The 17,299-nt window shown below is 73.0% G+C and carries 19 protein-coding genes; 10 read left to right on the top strand and 9 right to left on the bottom strand.

Annotation, left to right across the window (positions count from 1 at the left end; all coding sequences use genetic code 11):
• Positions 1-150: 150 nt before the first annotated feature.
• Positions 151-1,029: an alpha/beta fold hydrolase gene (locus GC157_10070; GenBank protein ID MBI1377812.1), complete on the top strand. Its 879-nt coding sequence runs from the start codon at positions 151-153 to the stop codon at positions 1,027-1,029.
• 42 nt (positions 1,030-1,071) lie between these two features.
• Here GC157_10070 and GC157_10065 read toward each other — a convergent pair whose 3' ends face one another.
• A complete protein-coding gene (locus GC157_10065; protein ID MBI1377811.1) occupies positions 1,072-1,554 on the bottom strand; it encodes a hypothetical protein in 483 nt (160 codons plus the stop codon).
• A gap of 266 nt (positions 1,555-1,820) precedes the next feature.
• Here GC157_10065 and GC157_10060 point away from each other — a divergent pair, with 266 nt between their 5' ends.
• The 4 genes from GC157_10060 to GC157_10045 all read left to right on the top strand — a co-directional run bounded on the left by GC157_10060 (position 1,821) and on the right by GC157_10045 (position 4,709).
• Positions 1,821-2,525, top strand: coding sequence for a phosphatase PAP2 family protein (locus GC157_10060; GenBank protein ID MBI1377810.1), 705 nt, complete (start codon positions 1,821-1,823; stop codon positions 2,523-2,525).
• A gap of 47 nt (positions 2,526-2,572) precedes the next feature.
• Positions 2,573-3,208 (top strand): methyltransferase domain-containing protein, encoded by a 636-nt coding sequence (locus tag GC157_10055; GenBank protein MBI1377809.1) that lies wholly within the window; start codon positions 2,573-2,575, stop codon positions 3,206-3,208.
• An 88-nt stretch (positions 3,209-3,296) separates the two neighbouring features.
• On the top strand, positions 3,297-3,938 hold the full coding sequence (locus tag GC157_10050) for a DUF3105 domain-containing protein (protein MBI1377808.1): 642 nt from the start codon (positions 3,297-3,299) through the stop codon (positions 3,936-3,938).
• Between the two features lie 105 nt (positions 3,939-4,043).
• Positions 4,044-4,709 (top strand): hypothetical protein, encoded by a 666-nt coding sequence (locus GC157_10045; protein MBI1377807.1) that lies wholly within the window; start codon positions 4,044-4,046, stop codon positions 4,707-4,709.
• A gap of 38 nt (positions 4,710-4,747) precedes the next feature.
• Here the strand turns inward: GC157_10045 and GC157_10040 are convergent, their stop codons facing one another.
• Both GC157_10040 and GC157_10035 read right to left on the bottom strand, forming a co-directional pair.
• The gene (locus GC157_10040; GenBank protein MBI1377806.1) at positions 4,748-4,957 is read right to left on the bottom strand and encodes a hypothetical protein; all 210 of its coding nucleotides are present in this window, start codon (positions 4,955-4,957) and stop codon (positions 4,748-4,750) included.
• 131 nt (positions 4,958-5,088) lie between these two features.
• Positions 5,089-5,724, bottom strand: a complete 636-nt coding sequence (locus GC157_10035; GenBank protein ID MBI1377805.1) for a dihydrofolate reductase — start codon at positions 5,722-5,724, stop codon at positions 5,089-5,091.
• 186 nt (positions 5,725-5,910) lie between these two features.
• On the opposite strand from GC157_10035, the gene GC157_10030 reads away from it, so the two are divergent.
• Positions 5,911-6,543: a hypothetical protein gene (locus GC157_10030; protein ID MBI1377804.1), complete on the top strand. Its 633-nt coding sequence runs from the start codon at positions 5,911-5,913 to the stop codon at positions 6,541-6,543.
• A 126-nt stretch (positions 6,544-6,669) separates the two neighbouring features.
• On the opposite strand, the gene GC157_10025 is transcribed toward GC157_10030, so the two are convergent.
• Both GC157_10025 and GC157_10020 read right to left on the bottom strand, forming a co-directional pair.
• Entirely contained in the window at positions 6,670-7,158 is a 489-nt protein-coding gene (locus GC157_10025) for a TIGR00725 family protein (protein MBI1377803.1), read from the bottom strand.
• A 198-nt stretch (positions 7,159-7,356) separates the two neighbouring features.
• Positions 7,357-8,244 carry a fructose bisphosphate aldolase gene (locus GC157_10020; GenBank protein ID MBI1377802.1) on the bottom strand — a complete coding sequence of 296 codons (888 nt, stop codon included), beginning with the start codon at positions 8,242-8,244 and terminating at the stop codon, positions 7,357-7,359.
• Positions 8,245-8,703: 459 nt separating this feature from the next.
• Here GC157_10020 and GC157_10015 point away from each other — a divergent pair, with 459 nt between their 5' ends.
• On the top strand, positions 8,704-8,883 hold the full coding sequence (locus GC157_10015; protein MBI1377801.1) for a hypothetical protein: 180 nt from the start codon (positions 8,704-8,706) through the stop codon (positions 8,881-8,883).
• A gap of 45 nt (positions 8,884-8,928) precedes the next feature.
• Here GC157_10015 and GC157_10010 read toward each other — a convergent pair whose 3' ends face one another.
• On the bottom strand, positions 8,929-9,933 hold the full coding sequence (locus GC157_10010) for a zinc-binding alcohol dehydrogenase family protein (protein ID MBI1377800.1): 1,005 nt from the start codon (positions 9,931-9,933) through the stop codon (positions 8,929-8,931).
• A gap of 157 nt (positions 9,934-10,090) precedes the next feature.
• Between GC157_10010 and GC157_10005 the strand changes: the two genes are divergently transcribed.
• Together GC157_10005 and GC157_10000 are read left to right on the top strand one after the other, a co-directional pair.
• Positions 10,091-10,543, top strand: coding sequence for a hypothetical protein (locus GC157_10005; GenBank protein MBI1377799.1), 453 nt, complete (start codon positions 10,091-10,093; stop codon positions 10,541-10,543).
• Between the two features lie 212 nt (positions 10,544-10,755).
• Complete coding sequence (locus tag GC157_10000) at positions 10,756-11,223, top strand: hypothetical protein (GenBank protein ID MBI1377798.1); 468 nt, start codon at positions 10,756-10,758, stop codon at positions 11,221-11,223.
• 114 nt (positions 11,224-11,337) lie between these two features.
• Here the strand turns inward: GC157_10000 and GC157_09995 are convergent, their stop codons facing one another.
• Entirely contained in the window at positions 11,338-12,267 is a 930-nt protein-coding gene (locus GC157_09995; protein MBI1377797.1) for an HNH endonuclease, read from the bottom strand.
• Positions 12,268-12,419: 152 nt separating this feature from the next.
• Here GC157_09995 and GC157_09990 point away from each other — a divergent pair, with 152 nt between their 5' ends.
• Positions 12,420-14,630 (top strand): AAA family ATPase, encoded by a 2,211-nt coding sequence (locus GC157_09990; protein MBI1377796.1) that lies wholly within the window; start codon positions 12,420-12,422, stop codon positions 14,628-14,630.
• 46 nt (positions 14,631-14,676) lie between these two features.
• Here the strand turns inward: GC157_09990 and GC157_09985 are convergent, their stop codons facing one another.
• Both GC157_09985 and GC157_09980 read right to left on the bottom strand, forming a co-directional pair.
• Positions 14,677-16,521, bottom strand: coding sequence for an AAA family ATPase (locus tag GC157_09985; GenBank protein ID MBI1377795.1), 1,845 nt, complete (start codon positions 16,519-16,521; stop codon positions 14,677-14,679).
• Positions 16,290-17,234 (bottom strand): ADP-ribosylglycohydrolase family protein, encoded by a 945-nt coding sequence (locus tag GC157_09980; protein MBI1377794.1) that lies wholly within the window; start codon positions 17,232-17,234, stop codon positions 16,290-16,292. Before GC157_09980 ends, GC157_09985 begins: the two co-directional genes overlap by 232 nt.
• Positions 17,235-17,299 lie beyond the last annotated feature (65 nt).

The raw sequence follows: 17,299 nt of genomic DNA, 5'->3' as shown, positions 1-17,299 counted from the left end.
GCCGTTCCCGGTCTGCCGTCAGCGGCGTCCTGCCCGTCCCTGCACGGCGTGCCCGCGGCGTCGCTCGTCGTGGCGAGCAGGCGCCGACCGGGCCGCTGCGACCGACCGTCGGCCGCGTCAAGAGGGCGGTCTCGCGGCACGATGGTGACCGTGCTCCCCCGCTCCCGGACGAGGGCCGCGGGCGCCCTCGCGGCGCTCGCCGTCGCCGCGCTGCTGGCCGCGTGCGGATCCGCCGCGAGCAGCGGATCTGCGTCGGGGACGCCGGCGTCGTCCGCGGCGGCCGCGGCGTTCGACCCGGCCGCGAGCGCGGACGTGCTGCTCCCCGCGCGGACGCCGGCCCCCGGCGCGTCGGTCACGCTCGTGGTGCTCGTGCCGGGCGGTGGCTGGGACACGCACGACCGCAGCGGCCTGCTGCCGCTCGCACGCACCCTCGAGGGCGCCGGCTACGCCGTGGTGGCCACGGAGTACCGCGCGCTCAGGGACGGAGTCGGCTTCCCCACGACCGTGCACGACGTGGAGTGCTCCGTGGCCTGGGCCGCGGCGCAGGTGAAGGACGCCGGCTACGTGCCCGCGCACGTGGTGCTCGTGGGCCACTCCGCGGGCGGCCATCTCGCGATGCTGGTCGGCGTCTCCGACGGCGCGCTCACCGCGCCGTGCGCCGATCCGATGCCGCACGTCGACGGCGTCGTCGGCCTCGCCGGGGTGTACGACGTGCGCAGCTTCGCCTACGCGATGCAGGACTGGTTCGGCTCCGCACCGCTCGACGCCGCGCAGGAGTGGGACTCCGGCGACCCGACGTACTACGTCACCTCGGGCTTCGCCCCCCACGGCCTGCGCGTGCTGCTGCTGCACGGCGACGACGACGCCGTGGTGCCGGTGAGCCAGTCGCGCGACTTCGCCGACGCCCTGCGCGCCGGCGGCTACGACGTCCAGCTGCAGGTGCTGCCGGGCCAGACGCACCTGAGCCTCATCGAGCCTGGGGTCTCCGGCCCGCCGATCCTGCGCTGGCTGCGCGCCCAGGGCTGGTGACGCGTCGGGCCGCCCCTCGCGACCCGACGCGCGGGCGAGGCGTCAGTCGTCCTCGCCGCCCCAGCCGCCGTGCGAGTCGCCGTGCGAGTCGTCGTGGTGGGAGCCGTCCTGGGTGTAGCCGCCCTGCGTCGACCCCTGCTGCATGCCGCCGTGGTCGTCGTTGTCGTCGCCCTGCTCGTCGTCGTAGGCGTCGTCGCCGTCGTCGTCGTAGGACGACGCCGAGGTGCTCGGCCGGGGGGCGTGCGACTCGGGGGTCTCCGAGGGCTCGGGCGACTCGGTCTCGTGGTGCTGCGGGGCGGTCGTGCTCGCGGCGGACGTCGAGGTCGCCGGGGCGGGCGTCGAGTCGTCGTCGGAGTCGTCGATGAGCACCGTGGCGGAGGTGGTGGGCTGCACCGTGCTGGGCTGGTCGTCGCCGAGGCCGCTGCCGACTCCGGTGGCCGCCATCGCGGCGGTGCCGCACAGGACGACGGTGGCGACGGCCACGGGCAGCACGACCTTGGCGTTGCGGTAGCGGGTGGCGCGCATGTGGTCCTCCTGAGGATCGACTGAGTTCACGCTACGAGTCCGTCGTCGCGGGCCCGGGCGGGGCTGACCCAAGGAACGGACAAGAACGGCCCGGATCTGGCCGGGCCGTCACCCGTTCGCCGCACGGGAGAGCGGGATCCCGGCGTCCGAGCGGCCGGCGGGACGGTTCCCGCAGGTGGTCGGCGGGCCGACGCGCCGGGGTGCGCGGGCGAGCGGCGACCTCCGGATGCTGACGTAGCCTGACGGCCCCGAGGTGAGGAGGCAGCGTGCCGCACACGACCGTCGCGTGGTCCCGGATGACCGCGCAGATCGGCGTCGCGCGGGCGCTGCTCCCGTTCGCCGCCGTCGCCGCGGCCGCGGGGCTGGTCTTCGCCGTGCTGTGCGACGCCGTCGGCGAGCACGACGGCCTCACCGTGGTCGACCGTCCGGTCGCGCTGTGGGTCGCCGCGCACCGCACGCTGGTCGAGGGCGACGTCGCGCTGCTGCTCGCGAAGGTGACCTCGCCGGCCGTGCTGGTGGCCGCCGTCGCCGTCGCAGTGCTGCTGCTCGCGTGGCGCGGCCGACGCCGCGAGGCGCTGGTGCTCGGCGCGAGCGTGGTGCTCGCCTACGCCCTCGGCGGCGCGGCCAAGTACGGCGAGCACCGGGCACGCCCCGCCGCGCCGATCAACCTGGCGCCCGAGACCGAGCCGTCGTTCCCGTCCGGCCACGTGCTGGTGATCACGACCGTCGCGTTCGTCGCGCTCCTGCTGGCCTGGCGCCACCTCGGCCGGCGCGCCCGCGTGGCCGGGGTGCTGCTCGCGGCCGCGGCGTCCACCGTGGTGGGCGTCGACCGGCTCGTCGCCGGCGCGCACTGGCTCACCGACGTCGTCGGTGCCCTCGCCCTGGCGGTCGTCGTCGTGGCGCTGGCCGCGGCCGCGCACGCCTGGCTGCTCGCGCGCGACGCCGCCCCCTCGGCGCCACCGGGCGACTGAGCCGCGTGGGCGGGCGGGCGCACGGGGCGGGCGTGGACACTGGGCGCGTGGACGAGCAGAGCGGGCCCGCGACCGAGCAGCGTCAGCAGCACTGGGACCGGCGTTACGCGACGTCGGCCGACGACGAGGTGAGCTGGTTCCAGGTGCGGCCGGACGTCTCGCTCGCGCTGCTGGCCGCCGCCGTCCCCGACCGGACCGCCGCCGTCATCGACATCGGCGGCGGATCGGGACGGCTCGTCGACCACCTCGTCGCCGACGGCCGGCAGGACGTGACGGTGCTCGACATCTCCGAGGTCGCCCTCGCGAGGGCGCGGGCTCGCGTGGGGGCGGACGCGCACGTGCACTGGGTCGTCCACGACCTGCTCACCTGGGAGCCGGACCGGCAGTACGCCGTCTGGCACGACCGGGCGGTGTTCCACTTCCTGGTCGAGGAGCCCGACCGGCTCCGCTACCGCGAGCTGCTCGGCCGGGCCCTCGCGCCGGGCGCCGTCGTGCTCGTGGGGACCTTCGCCGACGACGGCCCCGCCCAGTGCTCGGGCCTGCCGGTGGCCCGGTACTCGCCGGACGAGCTGGTCGCGGCGCTCGGCCCGGGGTTCGAGGTGCTGGAGACACGCCGCGAGGAGCACCTCACCCCGAGCGGCGCGGTGCAACCCTTCACGTGGGTCGCGCTGCGGCGGGCGTGAGCGGGTGGCAGTCCCCCTCGGGCGATCTCGTCGGGAGACGGCGGATGCCCGGTGACGCAACGGTCGGGACGAGCAGGGAGAGCACACGATGAGCAAGCCCCCGGAGCGGTCGACGAAGGCGAAGGCTGCCGAGCTGAGGGCGGCTGACGTGCGCGCCGAGCGCCAGCGGCGGACGACCGTCGTCGCCGTCACCGTCGTGGGTGCGCTGCTCGTCGTCGGTGCGGTCGCGTGGGGTGTCCGTGCGGCGGGCAGCGGCGATGCGACCCCCACGGCGTCGCCGTCGACGTCGGCCATCGCGGGGCTCACGACCTACCCGGACGAGTCGCGCAACCACGTCGACGGCCCGGTGACCTACGCGCAGAAGCCGCCGGTGGGTGGCGACCACTCCCCGGTGTGGCTCAACGCCGGCATCTACGACTCGCCCGTGCCGGACGTGAACGCCGTCCACACGCTCGAGCACGGCGGGTTCTGGATCACCTACCAGCCGGGGCTCGCAGCCGACCAGATCGCGATCATCAAGGCCGCCGTGAAGGGGCAGCCCTACGCCGTGGTGTCCCCCTACCCCGGGCAGCCGGCACCGGTCGAGGCGACGGCGTGGGGCGTGCAGCTCCAGCTGGATTCCGCGTCGGACCCGCGCCTGGCGCAGTTCATCGCGGCGTACGCCGACGGCACGAAGGCGCCCGAGCCGCGGGGCGAGGTGACGGGCGGGATCGGCACCCCGACCGGCTGACCCGCACGGTGCGCCCGGCGCGGGTGTGAGCAGCCTCACCGGGGTGTCGCCGCGCCGGCGCGGCCCCGTGTGGACTCGCCCGTCGGGCCGTCCTCTACTGGACGGGTGACCCGCACGCGTACTGCCGTCGTCGCCCTGCTCGCCGTCGTCCCGCTGGCTCTGGCGGGCTGCACCACCGTGAACGTCGCCGGGCACGGCGGCGCCATGATGGGCGGGTCCGGCACGACCGACGGCAGCGCGGTCGGGCCCGGATCGATGATGGGCTCGGGAACGGGCATGGGCGCGGGGATGGGCTCGGGCATGGGGTCCGGCACGATGATGCGCACCACGCTCACCTGCTCGGCGCCCGCGTCGCTGCCGGGCACCACGGTCACCGTCGTGCTCGGCGACATGGGCATGCGCGGCCTCACCACCGATCCCGCCCCGCTCGGCGTCCCGATGATGCTGCGCGCGACCCCGGTGTCGGTGCCGGCCGGGCAGGTGTCGTTCGTGGCCGAGAACGTCGGCTGGCGCGCGCACGAGCTCGTGGTGCTGCCGCTCGCGGCCGGGCAGGCGGCGGGCAGCCGCGTGCCGGGGCCCGACGGCACGGTGGACGAGTCGGACAGCCTCGGCGAGTCGTCCGCGCCGTGCGCGCAGGGCGCGGGCGACGGCCTCACCGCGGGCACCGTCGGCTGGGTCACGCTCGACCTCGCGCCCGGCCGCTACGAGCTGGTGTGCAACAAGTCCAACCACTACGCCGACGGCATGTGGCAGGAGATCGTCGTCACCTGAGCCCGGCGCGCGCCCATCTCCGGGCGCCGACGCGGTGCTCAGCCCTCGAGGTGGCGCAGCAGGTCGTGGACGAGGAACGCCGGCCACACCACGGACTTGCCGACCGCGGCGGCCTTGCCCTTGCCACCCTCGGCGCGCTTCCAGAAGTAGACCAGCGCGCCGATCATGCCGAGCCCGTACACCGGGCTCCCTCCCCCGCCGCGCATGGGCGTGCGCGACGTGTCCCGGCTCTCCCACTTCTCGGTCATGCTCGTGCCCGCCTCCCCGGGATCCACGATCCCCTCGGGCGAGCCGTCACTCGCGGCGGTGCGAGCGGCGACGGCTCGCGTCCACGTCCACGCTAGGCGGGTGGCGGACGCCGTTGCCCGTCGAGCCGCCGTCAGCCGCGGTCGATCGTCTCCCGGCCGTCGACGACGCCGAAGCTGCCGGCACCGGCGTAGGCGGTGGGGCGCAGCGCGGTGTAGACGGCGCCGGTGCTCGTGGTGCGGGTGGCGAGCAGCTCGAAGCCGCGCGGCGGCGCGTCGACGGGGAAGAGCCGCTTGCCCGCGCCGACAGTGACCGGGAACGTGATGAGGCGGTACTCGTCCACGAGGCCGGCCGCGTGCAGCGAGGCCGCGAGCCCGGCGCTGCCGTGCACCTGGAGCTCGCCGCCGTCCTGCTCGCGCAGCCGGCGCACGTCGTCCAGGCTGCGCAGGATCGTGGTGGGTCCCCAGTCGGCGTCGGCGAGGGTGCTGGTGACGACGTACTTGGTGCCCTCGTTGAGCACGCGGGCCACGAGGTTGTCCGGGTCGGTCACCTGCGGCCAGAACGCGGCCATGATCTGGTAGGTCGTGCGGCCGTAGAGCAGGGCGTCGGTGCCGTGGAACCAGCCGTCGACGATCTCGCCCATGTCGTCGTCCGCGTAGGGCACGAGCCACCCGCCGGCGGTGAAGCCGCCGCTGGGGTCCTCGTCGGGCGCGCCCGGGCCCTGCACGACGCCGTCGAGGGTGAGGAAGGCGTGGACGGTGATGCGCATGGCGGCCTCCTGGCTGGGTGGGGGTGTCACCCTGTGCACGAACCGGGTCGCCGGTGTTCGACTTTTCCCGACGCCGCGAACCCGAGGAACCTAGCGCGACCGTGATCTTCCGCGTCCGCCGAGGCCTGCGGTGCCCGATCCGGCGCCGGACCGGCATCGCGCGAGCGATCGGGCGAGGATGGACGGGTGCGGTTCACCGACCGCGTGGACGCGGGACGCCGGCTCGCACCGCTGCTCGAGGGCGAGCGCGGCGAGGGCACCGTGGTGCTCGGCATCCCGCGCGGCGGCGTGCCGGTCGCGGCCGAGGTGGCGCGGGCCCTCGGCGCCCCGCTCGACGTGATCGTGGTGCGCAAGCTCGGGGTGCCGTGGCGCCCGGAGCTTGCCATGGGCGCCGTGGGCGAGGGCGGCGTCACGGTGCTCGACGAGCGCATCGTGACGCAGATGGGCGTGAGCCAGGACGAGGTCGCCGCGATCGAGCTGCGCGAGCGCACCGAGGTGCAGCAGCGCGTCGGCCGGTGGCGGCGCGAGCTGCCCCCGCACGACCTGTCCGGCCGCACGGCGGTCGTCGTCGACGACGGGATCGCCACGGGTGCCACCGCACGCGCCGCCTGCCAGGTCGCCCGCGAGCTCGGTGCAGCGCGCGTGGTGCTGGCGACGCCGGTGGCGCCGTCGTCGGCGCCGGAGGAGTTCCCCGAGGCCGACCGGTTCGTCGCCGTCGCCCTGCCGCGCGACTTCGAGGCGGTGGGCTACCACTACCGCGACTTCACCCCCACGACCGACGACGACGTCACCGCGATCCTGCACGCCGCCGCGACGTAGGCGAGTCCTCGACGGGCACCCGGTTCGCGCGGCCGCGTGCCCGCGTGGATGTCCAGCGTGCGTACGTCGGTCCTGCCGGACGTCGGGCAGGTCCTGGCCCGAGCCCTGTGCACGCTGGGTCTGGGCTCAGCCGGAACGACGTGCGCGGTCGAGGGCCTGCGCCACGGCGTCCTCCGGCGTGGTCGCGGCCACCGGTGCGGCTGCGGGGTCGGGCGCCGGCGCGCCGGGCAGCGGCCAGCCGGCCAGCACCACCACGGGCACGCCGGTGCGCACCGCCAGCGCGATCTCGCTCGCCGTGCCCCAGCTGCCGCCCACGGCGATGACGGCGTCGGCGGCCCGCACGACGAGCCCGTTGCGCAGCTCGCCCAGGCCGGTGGCGACCAGCACGGTGTGCGCGGGGTGGCCCGCCTCGCGGTCGAGCCCGGGCAGCAGCCCGACGGCGGTGCCGCCGGCCGCGGTCGCCCCGGTGGCGGCCGCGCCCATCACGCCGTCGCCTCCCCCGGTCACCACCACGCACCCGGCCTCCGCGAGCAGCCGGCCGACCGCGCGGGCGTGCTCGAGCTCGGAGGCGGAGGCGGCCGACGGTCCGACGGCGGCGACGTAGCGCGGGGCCATGGCCCGACTATGCCGCCGTCGGCCGTCCGGCGTCGCGTGGGTGTGGTGGCGGCGACGCTGGATGCGCGTGCGGCCACGGCCGCGAGCGCGTCGGCGTCCGGGCGATCCGGCGTCCCCCCGGGTTACGCCCGCGACAGAGCGGGCAGACGGGTCCCCGGGCCGGAGCGGGGGCAGCCGTCGGCCCGGGGACGTGAGGGGTCAGGTGGTCGACGCGCGGTAGATGCTCGCGATGGAGGCGTCGAGCATGTGGTCGAAGTCCGCCTGGCTCTGCTGGGCGGTGAGGCCCTCGGTGAGCGCGCGGGAGAAGCTGGCGATCACGCCGGGCTGGTCAGCCAGGCGCTCGACGGCCTCGGCCCGCGGGTAGCCGCCGGACAGCGCGGCCACGCGCAGCACGCGCGGGTGCTCGACGAGCTTGGTGTGGAAGCCGTTCTCCTCCGGCAGGGTGAGCTTGAGCATCACCTGCTGGCCCTCGGGGATCCGGTCGAGGTGGTGCAGCAGCGACTCGCGGAGCAGGTCCTCCGCGGCCTCCTTCTGCGCGCTGTGGATGTCGATCTCCGGCTCGATGATGGGGACGAGACCGGCGTCGAGGATGCGCTGCGCGAGGTCGAGCTGCTGGTCGACGACGGCCTCCACGCCCGTGCGGTCGGCCAGCCGGATCACCGAGCGCAGCTTGGTGCCGAACACGCCGTGGCCGACCGCCTCGGCCAGCGTCGCGTCGAGGTCGGGGATCGGCTTCATCAGCTTCGCCCCGTGCCGCTCGCCCTCCAGGCCGAGGTCGACCTTGAGGAACGGCACCACGTGCTTGACCTGCCACAGGTACTCGGCCGCTCCCATCCCGGCCACAGTGCGCCGCATCGTGTCCAGGAACAGGATCGCGCCGAGGATCCGCTCGCCGGTGAACACCGGGCTGGTCATGATCCGGGTGCGCATCTCGTGCACCAGGTCGAACATCGCGGCCTCGTCGGCGTACGCCGTCGACGGGATGCCGTAGCACTCCAGGGCATGCGGCGTGCTGCCACCGCTCTGGTCGAGAGCCGCGATGAAGCCGTGTCCGCTGCGCATGCGTTCGAGCTGCTCGATGCTCATGCCGATCCCTCCTCACGGGTGACGACGTAGGGGACTCGACGCCGGCATCGGGACTCCGCGCACACCACCGTGGCCGACGGCCGGCAGGCCAGGACGACGGCGTAACGGTGAGCAGGGCGGGCGCGGCACCAGCGCAGGTCGCGCGGCGGGATGCCAACGGCGGCACAGGATTCCCGGCGTACGACGGTGTCGATCAGGGTCGTACGTCCCAGGCGGCCGGAGGCCGTCGTCCGGGTCGTTCCGTCAGTCCCACCACACACGCCCAGTGTCCCACCCGCGCCCCCGGCAGTCGCGGCTAGCGAGGTGGCTGACCCGTCGGTCGCAACTCATCTCGCGTGCTGTTCGCCATCGCCCCCATCGACTGCCGACCGGGTCCGTCGTGGCGCCACCTGCCGCGACCACCTCGCGTTTGGATGACTGCCCCTTGCCCGTGAAGGTCCGGCCCCAGATGCTGGAGACATGGTCTCGTTCCTTGACGCGTACCTCGTCACCTCGCCGGCGAAGGCGGAACCGCTCGGCGTCGTCCGTCGTGAGGGAAAGGTGTGGCGCGTATTTCTGCTACGCGACGGGCCCCAGCCGCGCGACGTGTTCGCCACTCGCCGCGACGCTGGGGTCTGGCTGCTTTCCCAGGCTTCGTGACGAGCGTGATCGCCCTCCGTGACGCGCACGAGGGGCGGTCACTCCCTACTTGCCGACCTGCAGGACTGCGGCTCCGCTGAAGGTTCCCGCAGCCAGGTCGGCGAGGGCCTGGTCGGCATGGTCGAACGGGTAGGGCGTGGTCGTGGTGCGGACGCCGTACTGCGCGGCGAGGCGCAGCAGCTCCTCGCCGTCCTCGCGGGTGTTGGCGGTGACGCTGCGCAGGCGTCGCTCCTGGAACAGGTCGCGGTCGTAGTTCAGCGAGGGGATGTCCGAGAGCCAGATGCCGGCGCAGGCGAGGGTGCCGCCGCGGTCGAGGGCGCGTAGCGCGACGGGCACCAGCTCGCCCGCGGGCGCGAAGAGGATCGCGCCGTCGAGCGGCTCGGGCGGCTCGTCGGTGGCTCCGCCCACGGAGTGCGCGCCGAGCTCGCGGGCGAGCTCCTGGTTGGCCTCGCCCCGGGTGAGCACGTGCACCCGCATGCCCTCGGCGAGGGCCACCTGCGCGGTGATGTGGGCCGAGCCGCCGAAGCCGTAGATGCCGAGCACTCCCCCGGGCCGTACAGCGCTGGCGCGCAGCGAGCGGTAGCCGATGATGCCGGCGCACAGCAGCGGCGCGGTCGCCTGCGCGTCGAGGTCGTCGGGCACGGCGTAGGCGAACCGCTCGTCGACGACGCACAGCTGGGCGTAGCCGCCGTCGACGTCCCAGCCGGTGAACGTGGGCTGCAGGCACAGGTTCTCGCGGCCGGTGAGGCAGAACCGGCAGGTGCCGTCGGTGCGGGCGAGCCACGCGACGCCCACGCCGTCGCCCTCGGCGAAGCGCTGTGCGCCCTCGCCCAGGGCGTCGACGTGGCCGACGATCTCGTGCCCGGGCACGACCCCGTGCCGCCGGGGCGGCAGGTCGCCCTCGGCGAGGTGCAGGTCGGTGCGGCACACGCCGCAGACCTCGATCCGCACCCTCACCTGGCCGGGGCCGGGCACCGGGTCGGCCCGGTCGACCGGGACCACCGGACCACCGGCGATCGGTCCCGGGACGTCGACCACCCACGCGCGCATGCGACCACCTGCTCCAGCGGGAACGCCGTCCAGTCTCGTCCGAACGCCACGGCTTCGCAGGCGCAGGGCGACGTCGACCACGGGGAACGTCGCGGCTGCTCGCGCGGCGACGGGCCGCACGACCGCAGTAGCGTGGACGGTGGATCGAGGTTCCACCATGGACGAGACCACCACCGGCACCACCCAGCGCAGCGGAGCATCGCGGCGGTTCGGCTACGTCGTCGCGGTGGCGGTGAACCTCGTGCTGCTGTTCCTGGTGAACATCCGCCCCGGTTGGGATGTGGTCCCGTTCCTCACGCCATCGTTCACCGACGTGCTGCCGCTGGTGAACCTGTCGATGTGGGTCGCGGTCGCGGTCAACGTCGTCACCCTCGTGCACGACCCGCCGTGGCTCGTGGACGCCGGCCAGCTCGTGAGCGCGGTGTTCACCGTGGTGGTCGGCTGGCAGCTGCTCGAGACCTTCCCGTTCGACTTCACGGCGTACTCCATCGACTACGCCGCGCTCACCCGCGTGCTGCTGTGGATCGCCATCGTCGGAGGCGGCATCGCAGTGGTGGTGTGGCTCGTGCGCCTGGGCCGCGACGTCGGACGCCGAGTGGCCACCGGCTGACGCTCGCCGCGGTGGCAGTGGGTCACCCGAACGGCGCATACTGGCGACGGAGGAACCTGGTGCGCTGGTCGCGCGGTCCTTCACCGCGTGGCCTGCCCGCCCCCTCGACGGCCGGACCTGATGACCCGCGAGGGACACGGTGCCTTCAGGCGCCGCGTCGCCATCGACCACCCGAGCCGGTGGAGCGCGTGGCGCAGGAGGAGGCGTGGACGATGTCCATGCACGCAAGCGAACGCCTCAGTGAGCGCGGCACCGGCGGCGCCGTGTTCGCGTCGGTCCTCATGATGGTCGGTGGCGCCATGAGTGCGCTGCAGGGCATCGCCGGGATCACCAAGAGCACCTTCTTCGTGGTGCCGTCCGACTACTGGATCACGCTGAACCCCACCACGTGGGGCTGGACGCACCTCGTCGTCGGCGTGATCCTCTTCGCGGCCGGCCTGGCCGTCCTCACCGGAGCGACGTGGGCCCGCTGGCTCGGCATCGCCATCGTCGCGGTGTCCGCCGTCGTGAGCTTCCTGTTCATCCCGGTGCAGCCGTTCACGTCGCTGGCGCTCATCGCCATCGACCTGTGGATCATCCACTCCCTCGCGGTGCACAAGCGCGAGCAGATGATCTACCTCGACCCCGGAACCGTGTCCGGGGCCCTGCGCTCCAGCGAGGGCGCTCACACCACGACCTAGAACTGCCTCGCCGGAGGCAGACCAGAACGTGAAACGCCGACCGTGGCTTAGGTCCGAATACCACCCACGGTCGGCGTTTCACGTTCTGGCACGTGACCGCGGTGCGCGAGGCCATCAGGCGATCAGCACCTGACTCCTGTGGAACTCGAGGAAGTGTCGTTGATCCACATTGAACGCGCGGGGGGCTTGCAGCTCAGCGATGCCCCAGGCATCCAAGACTTCCGGCTCCATCGCCTCGCTCACGATCAGACTGCCATCACCTTCGAACGAGATGAATCCGCGATCGAACAAGTGGTCGACGTGCGGCGCCAACAGTAGACCGTTGCAGCCGTGGAGCTTCTCTACATCGCTTGACTCGCGCCAGGGCTTGATGTGGCTGGCCCGTAAGTGATGCAACTGACGCACTCCGGTTACGCGACAGGCCTGCTCATTGAGCCGCACATTGTTGCGGAACAGACCCTGCCCGACACGTGCGTTGATCAACTGTCGCTTCTCGGTTGCAGGCAGGTCGACACGGCCGATGAGCGATTCAAGCTCGACCTCCAGCAACGAAAGGGGATCCGGCTTTGCCAGGACGTCGTTGGCTGTGAGTTGGGCCTGCTCGCCGACCATGGCATCCAGCGCCGACGCAAGCCGAAGGGGCAACTCCGTCAGGTAGACCCCTTGAAGGCCGTTGCCGTTCGCCTGAAGTGGTGCGTACTTGGACGGCAGGAGCGGGGCTAGCACGGCCATGTGGTCCTTGGGTCGGATGGGCTTGTCCAACTCCTGAAACTCGACCTGAACGAGCCAGCCATAGTTCGCCCAGCTGTCTCCGGCGCCGCCGAAGTCGGGCTTGACCGACGGCTCGGCGGCACTCGTTGCGATCCCGACGGCCTTGATGAACGTGTCACTGAACGAGTAGATGACATCGCCGGGCTGGACTTCCGTCATCGTGTCGTAGAAGTAGTTGCGAACGCCATCTGCTCGCGTCACAGGCGACCAGAGGTAGCCGCCCGGGACCTCATGGCGATAGGTCTGGTTCTGATTCACCCACCAGTACCGCACGTAGGCAGCTTAGCCACGGGCAGCGCGCCTACAGGACTATCCGCGACAGACGCAGACGGCCTTCTAGGCCTGTCGCAAACCGCAAGCTGCCACCGAGGGACGCTCAAGGACCTACTCTCGAGGCCGATGACCACAGGGTGACGGGGGTCTCGATGATGGCGACGAACGACGCTGGTCGATCGGCGTTGGAGCAGGCGGCGCTCAGCGACGAGCTGGCCGACGCCGTCGAGTGGCAGTTGCGGACCCTCACCGAGATCCTCGGGGACCTCCGTCGCCGGTCGGCGAGCTTCCGAGCCGGGGCACAGGGCGAACGCGCTGTCGCCGATCGAGTGGAGCAGGTGCTCGTCGACCTCGGCTCCACGGACTGGCACGTCCTGGCCGATCGGCGGTGGCCGGGGAGCCGGCACGCCAACCTCGATCTGCTCCTGGTGGGACCACCCGGCGTCCTCGTGCTCGACTCGAAGAAGTGGGCACATCCCCGGATCGAGCGGGGAAGCTTGTGGAACGGAGACGCGAACGAGGACGACCAGCTCGACTCGCTGCGGGACCAAGCCGAAGCCGTCGCTCATGCGTTGACAGGCACGGGGCTCTCGGCGGCGGCTGTCGAGCCGTTCCTCGTGCTGGCCGGTCGCCTGCTGGCACCCGTTCTCGTTCGAGGCGTGCATGTCGTCGGGGAGCGCAGCATCCACCGCAGCCTGATCCGGTTGCCAGTGCGACTGGGCACGGATGAGATCGCCGCCGTCGTCACCGCGCTCGAGAAGACGTGTCCGCCTGCGTCACGAGGCGCGACGCCCGACCGGCGCACCATCAGCGGTCCCGCTGTACGACGCGAGGTTCCGTCACACGGGGGCGACCGACCCGGTGGCGAGCCGTTGGCGCTGCTCGACGAGGGGGACGTCTGGCAGGAGCTCATCGCGGCCGCCGAGCGCGAGCCGATCGAGAGCTGGATGACATGGCTGCACCCTCTCCAGGCGCAGCTGGTGACCCGCCCCTACAACGGGCCTGCCCGCATCCGCGGAGCGGCCGGCACGGGCAAGACCGTCGTCGCCCTGCACCGGGCCCGACTGCTGGCCCGGCGTCCCGGCTCGAGGGTGCTCGTGACCTCGTTCGTGCGCACGCTCCCCCAGGTGCACCGGGGCTTGTTCGCACGGCTCGCGCCCGCGGAGGCCGCACGCGTCGAGTTCGTCGGCGTGCACGCCTGGGCGACCCGTCTCCTCCGCGGGCGCGGAGCGATGCCCGCGGAGATCGCACCCAACGGCGGACGTGGCTGCTTCCGCGAGGTGTGGACCAGGTCCGCGGACCGTGCGGCGCTGCTCTCCGTCGTCGACTCCGAGGACTACTGGTGGGACGAGATCCACGCCGTCATCAAGGGGCGCGGCCTGCGCTCTGAGGCGGAGTACCTCGCGCTCACCCGCGTTGGCCGACGCACTCCGCTGCAGGAGCCGACCAGACGCCAGGTGTGGACCCTCTACCAGCGCTACCAGCAGGCGCTCGCCGAGCGCGGACTCATCGACTTCGCCGACGTCATCGACGCCGCGTTGGCGTCGGTGCGCGCCGAGCCGATCGACCCCGCCTACACGTCGGTGATCGTCGACGAGGTGCAGGACCTCACCTGCCAGGGGCTGCGCCTCCTGCACGCCCTCGTGGGCGACGCCGACGACGGCCTCCTTCTCGTCGGCGACGGACAGCAGGCCGTCTACCCCGGCGGTTTCACCCTCCGTGAAGCAGGCGTCTACGTGCCCGGTGGCAGAGCAGCCGTCCTCTCCATGAACTACCGCAACGGCGCCGAGATCCTCAGCCGCTCCCTGCAGCTCCTCTCGTCGGACGCCTTCGACGACCTCGACGCCGTGCCCGAGCCTGGAGCTCGCGAGGTCGAGGTGGCACGGCCGGGTGGTCGAGTGCTCGAGGTCCGGGCCGACGACGAGCAGTCCCTTGTCGCGGCCCTGCACTCAGCGCTGGGCTGGGCCGGCCGCGAGCACCGGCGCGGCGACATGGCCGTGCTCGTCCGTTCCAACGTGCAGGCACGTCGGTGGCGGGACCTTCTGTACGGGCTCGGCGTCCCCTCCGTGCTCCTCAGCGACTACGACGGCGTCACCGTCGACGCCGTGAAGGTCGGGACCTATCAGCGCGCCAAGGGCCTCGAGTTCGCCGCGGTCTTCCTGCCGGACCACGACGCCGCCGTCGAACCTCAGCGCGCGGGAGAGAGCGACGCCACCTACGCGGAACGCGCCGAGCTGCAGCGCCGCCAACTCTTCGTGGCTATGACGCGCGCAAGGGACCGCCTCTGGCTCGGAACACGAACTCGATCCGCGCCCCGCGACGACCGCCCGGACGAGGAGAGTGTGCTCTCCGCTCAATTTTGAGCGGTTCGTGGCGGCGGATCCGCTTGGCATCTACACCCAACACCTATCACTGGATGAGGCGCCGGCAGACCTCGTCGCCGCAGGTCTCTCGGATGAGATCGAGGTCGCCCACGACGACGAGCTCGTCTCGGGCGCGGGAGAGACCGGCGTACATGACGTCGCGGGCCACGCCGTCGTGGAAGCCGTCGACGGCGAGCACCACCACGGGGCGTTCGAGTCCCTTGAAGCCCATCACGGTGGCGTAGAAGATCTCGTCGCCGAGGCCGAAGGTCTGCCAGTAGCCGTCCTTGCCCAGCTCGGCCTCCTGGCCGAGCTGGTAGGTGTGCCGGTGCTGCGTGGTAAGCAGGGCGATGTGGCCAGGCTCGTGGCCGGCCTCCATGAGCCGTTCCGCCTCGCGATCGGCGACGTCGTGCGCCTCCTCGGTGCGGCAGGGGACGAAGCGCACAGGCGGGCCGTCTCCGCCACGGTGCCGCTGCTTGTCCGGCGAGAGCGGGGAGAAGACCGAGACGATCTGGCTGGTGTTGCGCAGGTTCTCGTTGAGCACGAAGGGCAGCAGCTCGACGTCGGGGGCACCGTTGCGCCCGGCGAACACCGTCTGGTGCTGGTCGCCGGCGACGAACAGCCGGCGCCCGCGCGAGGCCGACAGCAGCACCGGCCACCATCCCCCGGCGAAGTCCTGCGACTCGTCCACGACGATCGCGTCGTAGTCGGCGGTGATGTGCGGCGCGGCGAGCTCGGGGAGCACCGTGTCCCACCAGCTCTGGTCGGCGCCCTCGGGCACCTGCGCGCCGCTGAGCCGCACGAGGTACGCCGAGAACGTCGAGACGTCGACGCGTCGCTGCACCTTCGGCCCGCGCGCGGCGATCGCCTGCTGGATCCACTGGGCCAGGCCTCGGGAGTAGCACACGAACAGCACCCGATGACCCTCGTCGGCCCATCGCCGGGCCTGCTCGATCGCGAGCCAGGTCTTGCCCGTGCCCGGGCCGCCGATGACCTGCACCCGCTGAGCCACGCGGAGGTTGTCGAGCACCGCGTACTGCGCCTCGGTGAGCAGCCGCACGTGCTCCTCGCGCGCCACGGCGGTGCCCAGCAGCTCGCGAGCCGGCTCGGGTCGCCCTCCGAGCAGGTCGGCCAGCTCGGCGACCCAGGCGGCCGACGGTCGCCTCTTGTCGGTGAGCCGCTTGTCGAGCGCGTCCCACACTCGGCCGGCGGCGTCCTCGAGGTCGTTCTGCGCGATCAGCTGCCAGCGCGGCAGGTCCGGTGCCGGCGACTCGGCGTCGAAGTCCTGATCCGGGAAGGCGACGAGGTGCTCGAACCGCAGAGGGCCGTGCGTCCAGTGCCGACCGCGGACGTAGGTGTCCAGGCACCGCTTGACCCGGTCGGCCTGGTACGCCGGGTCGATCGCCTTCGCGCCCTCGCGGGTGTACTGCACCCAGCCCGAGTCGGTGTGCGCCACCCGGCCGCCCTTGACCTCGATGACGGCGAAGCCCTGCTCCGGCAGGCCCACCACCAGGTCGGCCTCGTAGAAGTCCTCGTGCGAGCTCACCCGGAGGTTCGCCGCAAGGAACGCCTCCGGGGGCAGGGCCGACTTCAGCGCCTGCCACAGCTTGCGCTCCGCCGGCGAGCGGAAGTCGGGATCGGGCGGGATCAGGCGCGGCGTCACGGGGCCACCAGGGCGGCCGCCCGCTCCCCGAGCTCGACGCCGGAGATGCCCGGCCAGCCGTGCAGGATCTCCACCCACTCGCCGGGCACGGCGTCGACGCCGTACGCCGCACCCACAAGCTGGCCGGTGATGCAGGCGACCGTGTCGGTGTCGCGCCCGGCCCGCACGGCGGCCTCGAGAGCCCGACGCACGTGGTCGTCCCCGTGCGTCCGAGAGATGGCCGACCACGCTGCCTGGAAGGCGTGCACCACCCACCCGTTGTTCTCGAACCCCACCGGCGGCACCGCCTCCGCCTCGGCGATCAGCGAGGCCCAGCGGTCCCGCCTCTCTCCCGGCAGGTGGTCGAGCCCCGTGCGGACGTCGAGATCACCCGTCTCGATCGCGTGGTCGATGGCGAGGCACCACAGCACGCAGGCGTCGCCGGCGTCGGGCTCCGCGTGGGTGAGGTCGCTGACGGCGCGGGCCGCGGCGGCGATGTCGTCGCGGCGCCCGAGGTAGGCCAGCGCCACCGGGGCGGTGCGCATGAGCGACCCGTTGCCTCCGGCTCGCCCCGTGGCGCGGTAGAGGGCATGTGCGCCTCGCTGCAGCGCGTCGGCCGTGAGGTCGCCGTCCTGCCACGCGCCGCCGAGCACGGCCCGGGTTTGGTAGCCGACGTCGGGGGCGGTGAGCGCCCAGTCGCACCAGGCGCCGGCCACGTCGTCGAGCCCGTCGAGCAGCTCGTGCCCCGCCGCGTGTGCGCTCTCGGCCGCCTCCAGCAGCGGAACCGCCATGGAGGTGTCGTCGGTCCACTCCCCCGGCTCCCAGCCGAAGGACCCGCCCCCGCTCATCACCACCGGCTGCGTCGCCGGCAGCGGCGGCCGGAACTCGTACGGCGCCCCGAGCGCGTCGCCCGCCGCCATCGCTACCAGCGACCCCGCGGCTCTGGCGGAAGTTGTGTCCATCCTCGTCCCCCTCGTGATCCGAGCCTGCCAGACGACACCGACGCTGGGGTCTCCCGGCACGACGT

The sequence above is a fragment of the Frankiales bacterium genome, assembly GCA_016125335.1.
In the GTDB taxonomy this organism is placed as follows: Bacteria; Actinomycetota; Actinomycetes; order S36-B12; family CAIYMF01; genus Longivirga.
This window is presented reverse-complemented; position numbering and strand designations above follow the sequence as displayed.

What these genes read in the sequence shown, in the direction of transcription:
- GC157_10065 (MBI1377811.1), bottom strand. Translation starts at nt 1,554, where the DNA reads ATGCGCGCCACCCGCTACCGCAACGCCAAGGTCGTGCTGCCCGTGGCC.
- GC157_10050 (MBI1377808.1), top strand. Translation starts at nt 3,297, where the DNA reads ATGAGCAAGCCCCCGGAGCGGTCGACGAAGGCGAAGGCTGCCGAGCTG.
- GC157_10040 (MBI1377806.1), bottom strand. Translation starts at nt 4,957, where the DNA reads ATGACCGAGAAGTGGGAGAGCCGGGACACGTCGCGCACGCCCATGCGC.
- GC157_10035 (MBI1377805.1), bottom strand. Translation starts at nt 5,724, where the DNA reads ATGCGCATCACCGTCCACGCCTTCCTCACCCTCGACGGCGTCGTGCAG.
- GC157_10025 (MBI1377803.1), bottom strand. Translation starts at nt 7,158, where the DNA reads ATGGCCCCGCGCTACGTCGCCGCCGTCGGACCGTCGGCCGCCTCCGCC.
- GC157_10020 (MBI1377802.1), bottom strand. Translation starts at nt 8,244, where the DNA reads ATGAGCATCGAGCAGCTCGAACGCATGCGCAGCGGACACGGCTTCATC.
- GC157_10015 (MBI1377801.1), top strand. Translation starts at nt 8,704, where the DNA reads ATGGTCTCGTTCCTTGACGCGTACCTCGTCACCTCGCCGGCGAAGGCG.
- GC157_10010 (MBI1377800.1), bottom strand. Translation starts at nt 9,933, where the DNA reads ATGCGCGCGTGGGTGGTCGACGTCCCGGGACCGATCGCCGGTGGTCCG.
- GC157_10005 (MBI1377799.1), top strand. Translation starts at nt 10,091, where the DNA reads ATGGACGAGACCACCACCGGCACCACCCAGCGCAGCGGAGCATCGCGG.
- GC157_10000 (MBI1377798.1), top strand. Translation starts at nt 10,756, where the DNA reads ATGTCCATGCACGCAAGCGAACGCCTCAGTGAGCGCGGCACCGGCGGC.
- GC157_09990 (MBI1377796.1), top strand. Translation starts at nt 12,420, where the DNA reads ATGATGGCGACGAACGACGCTGGTCGATCGGCGTTGGAGCAGGCGGCG.
- GC157_09980 (MBI1377794.1), bottom strand. Translation starts at nt 17,234, where the DNA reads ATGGACACAACTTCCGCCAGAGCCGCGGGGTCGCTGGTAGCGATGGCG.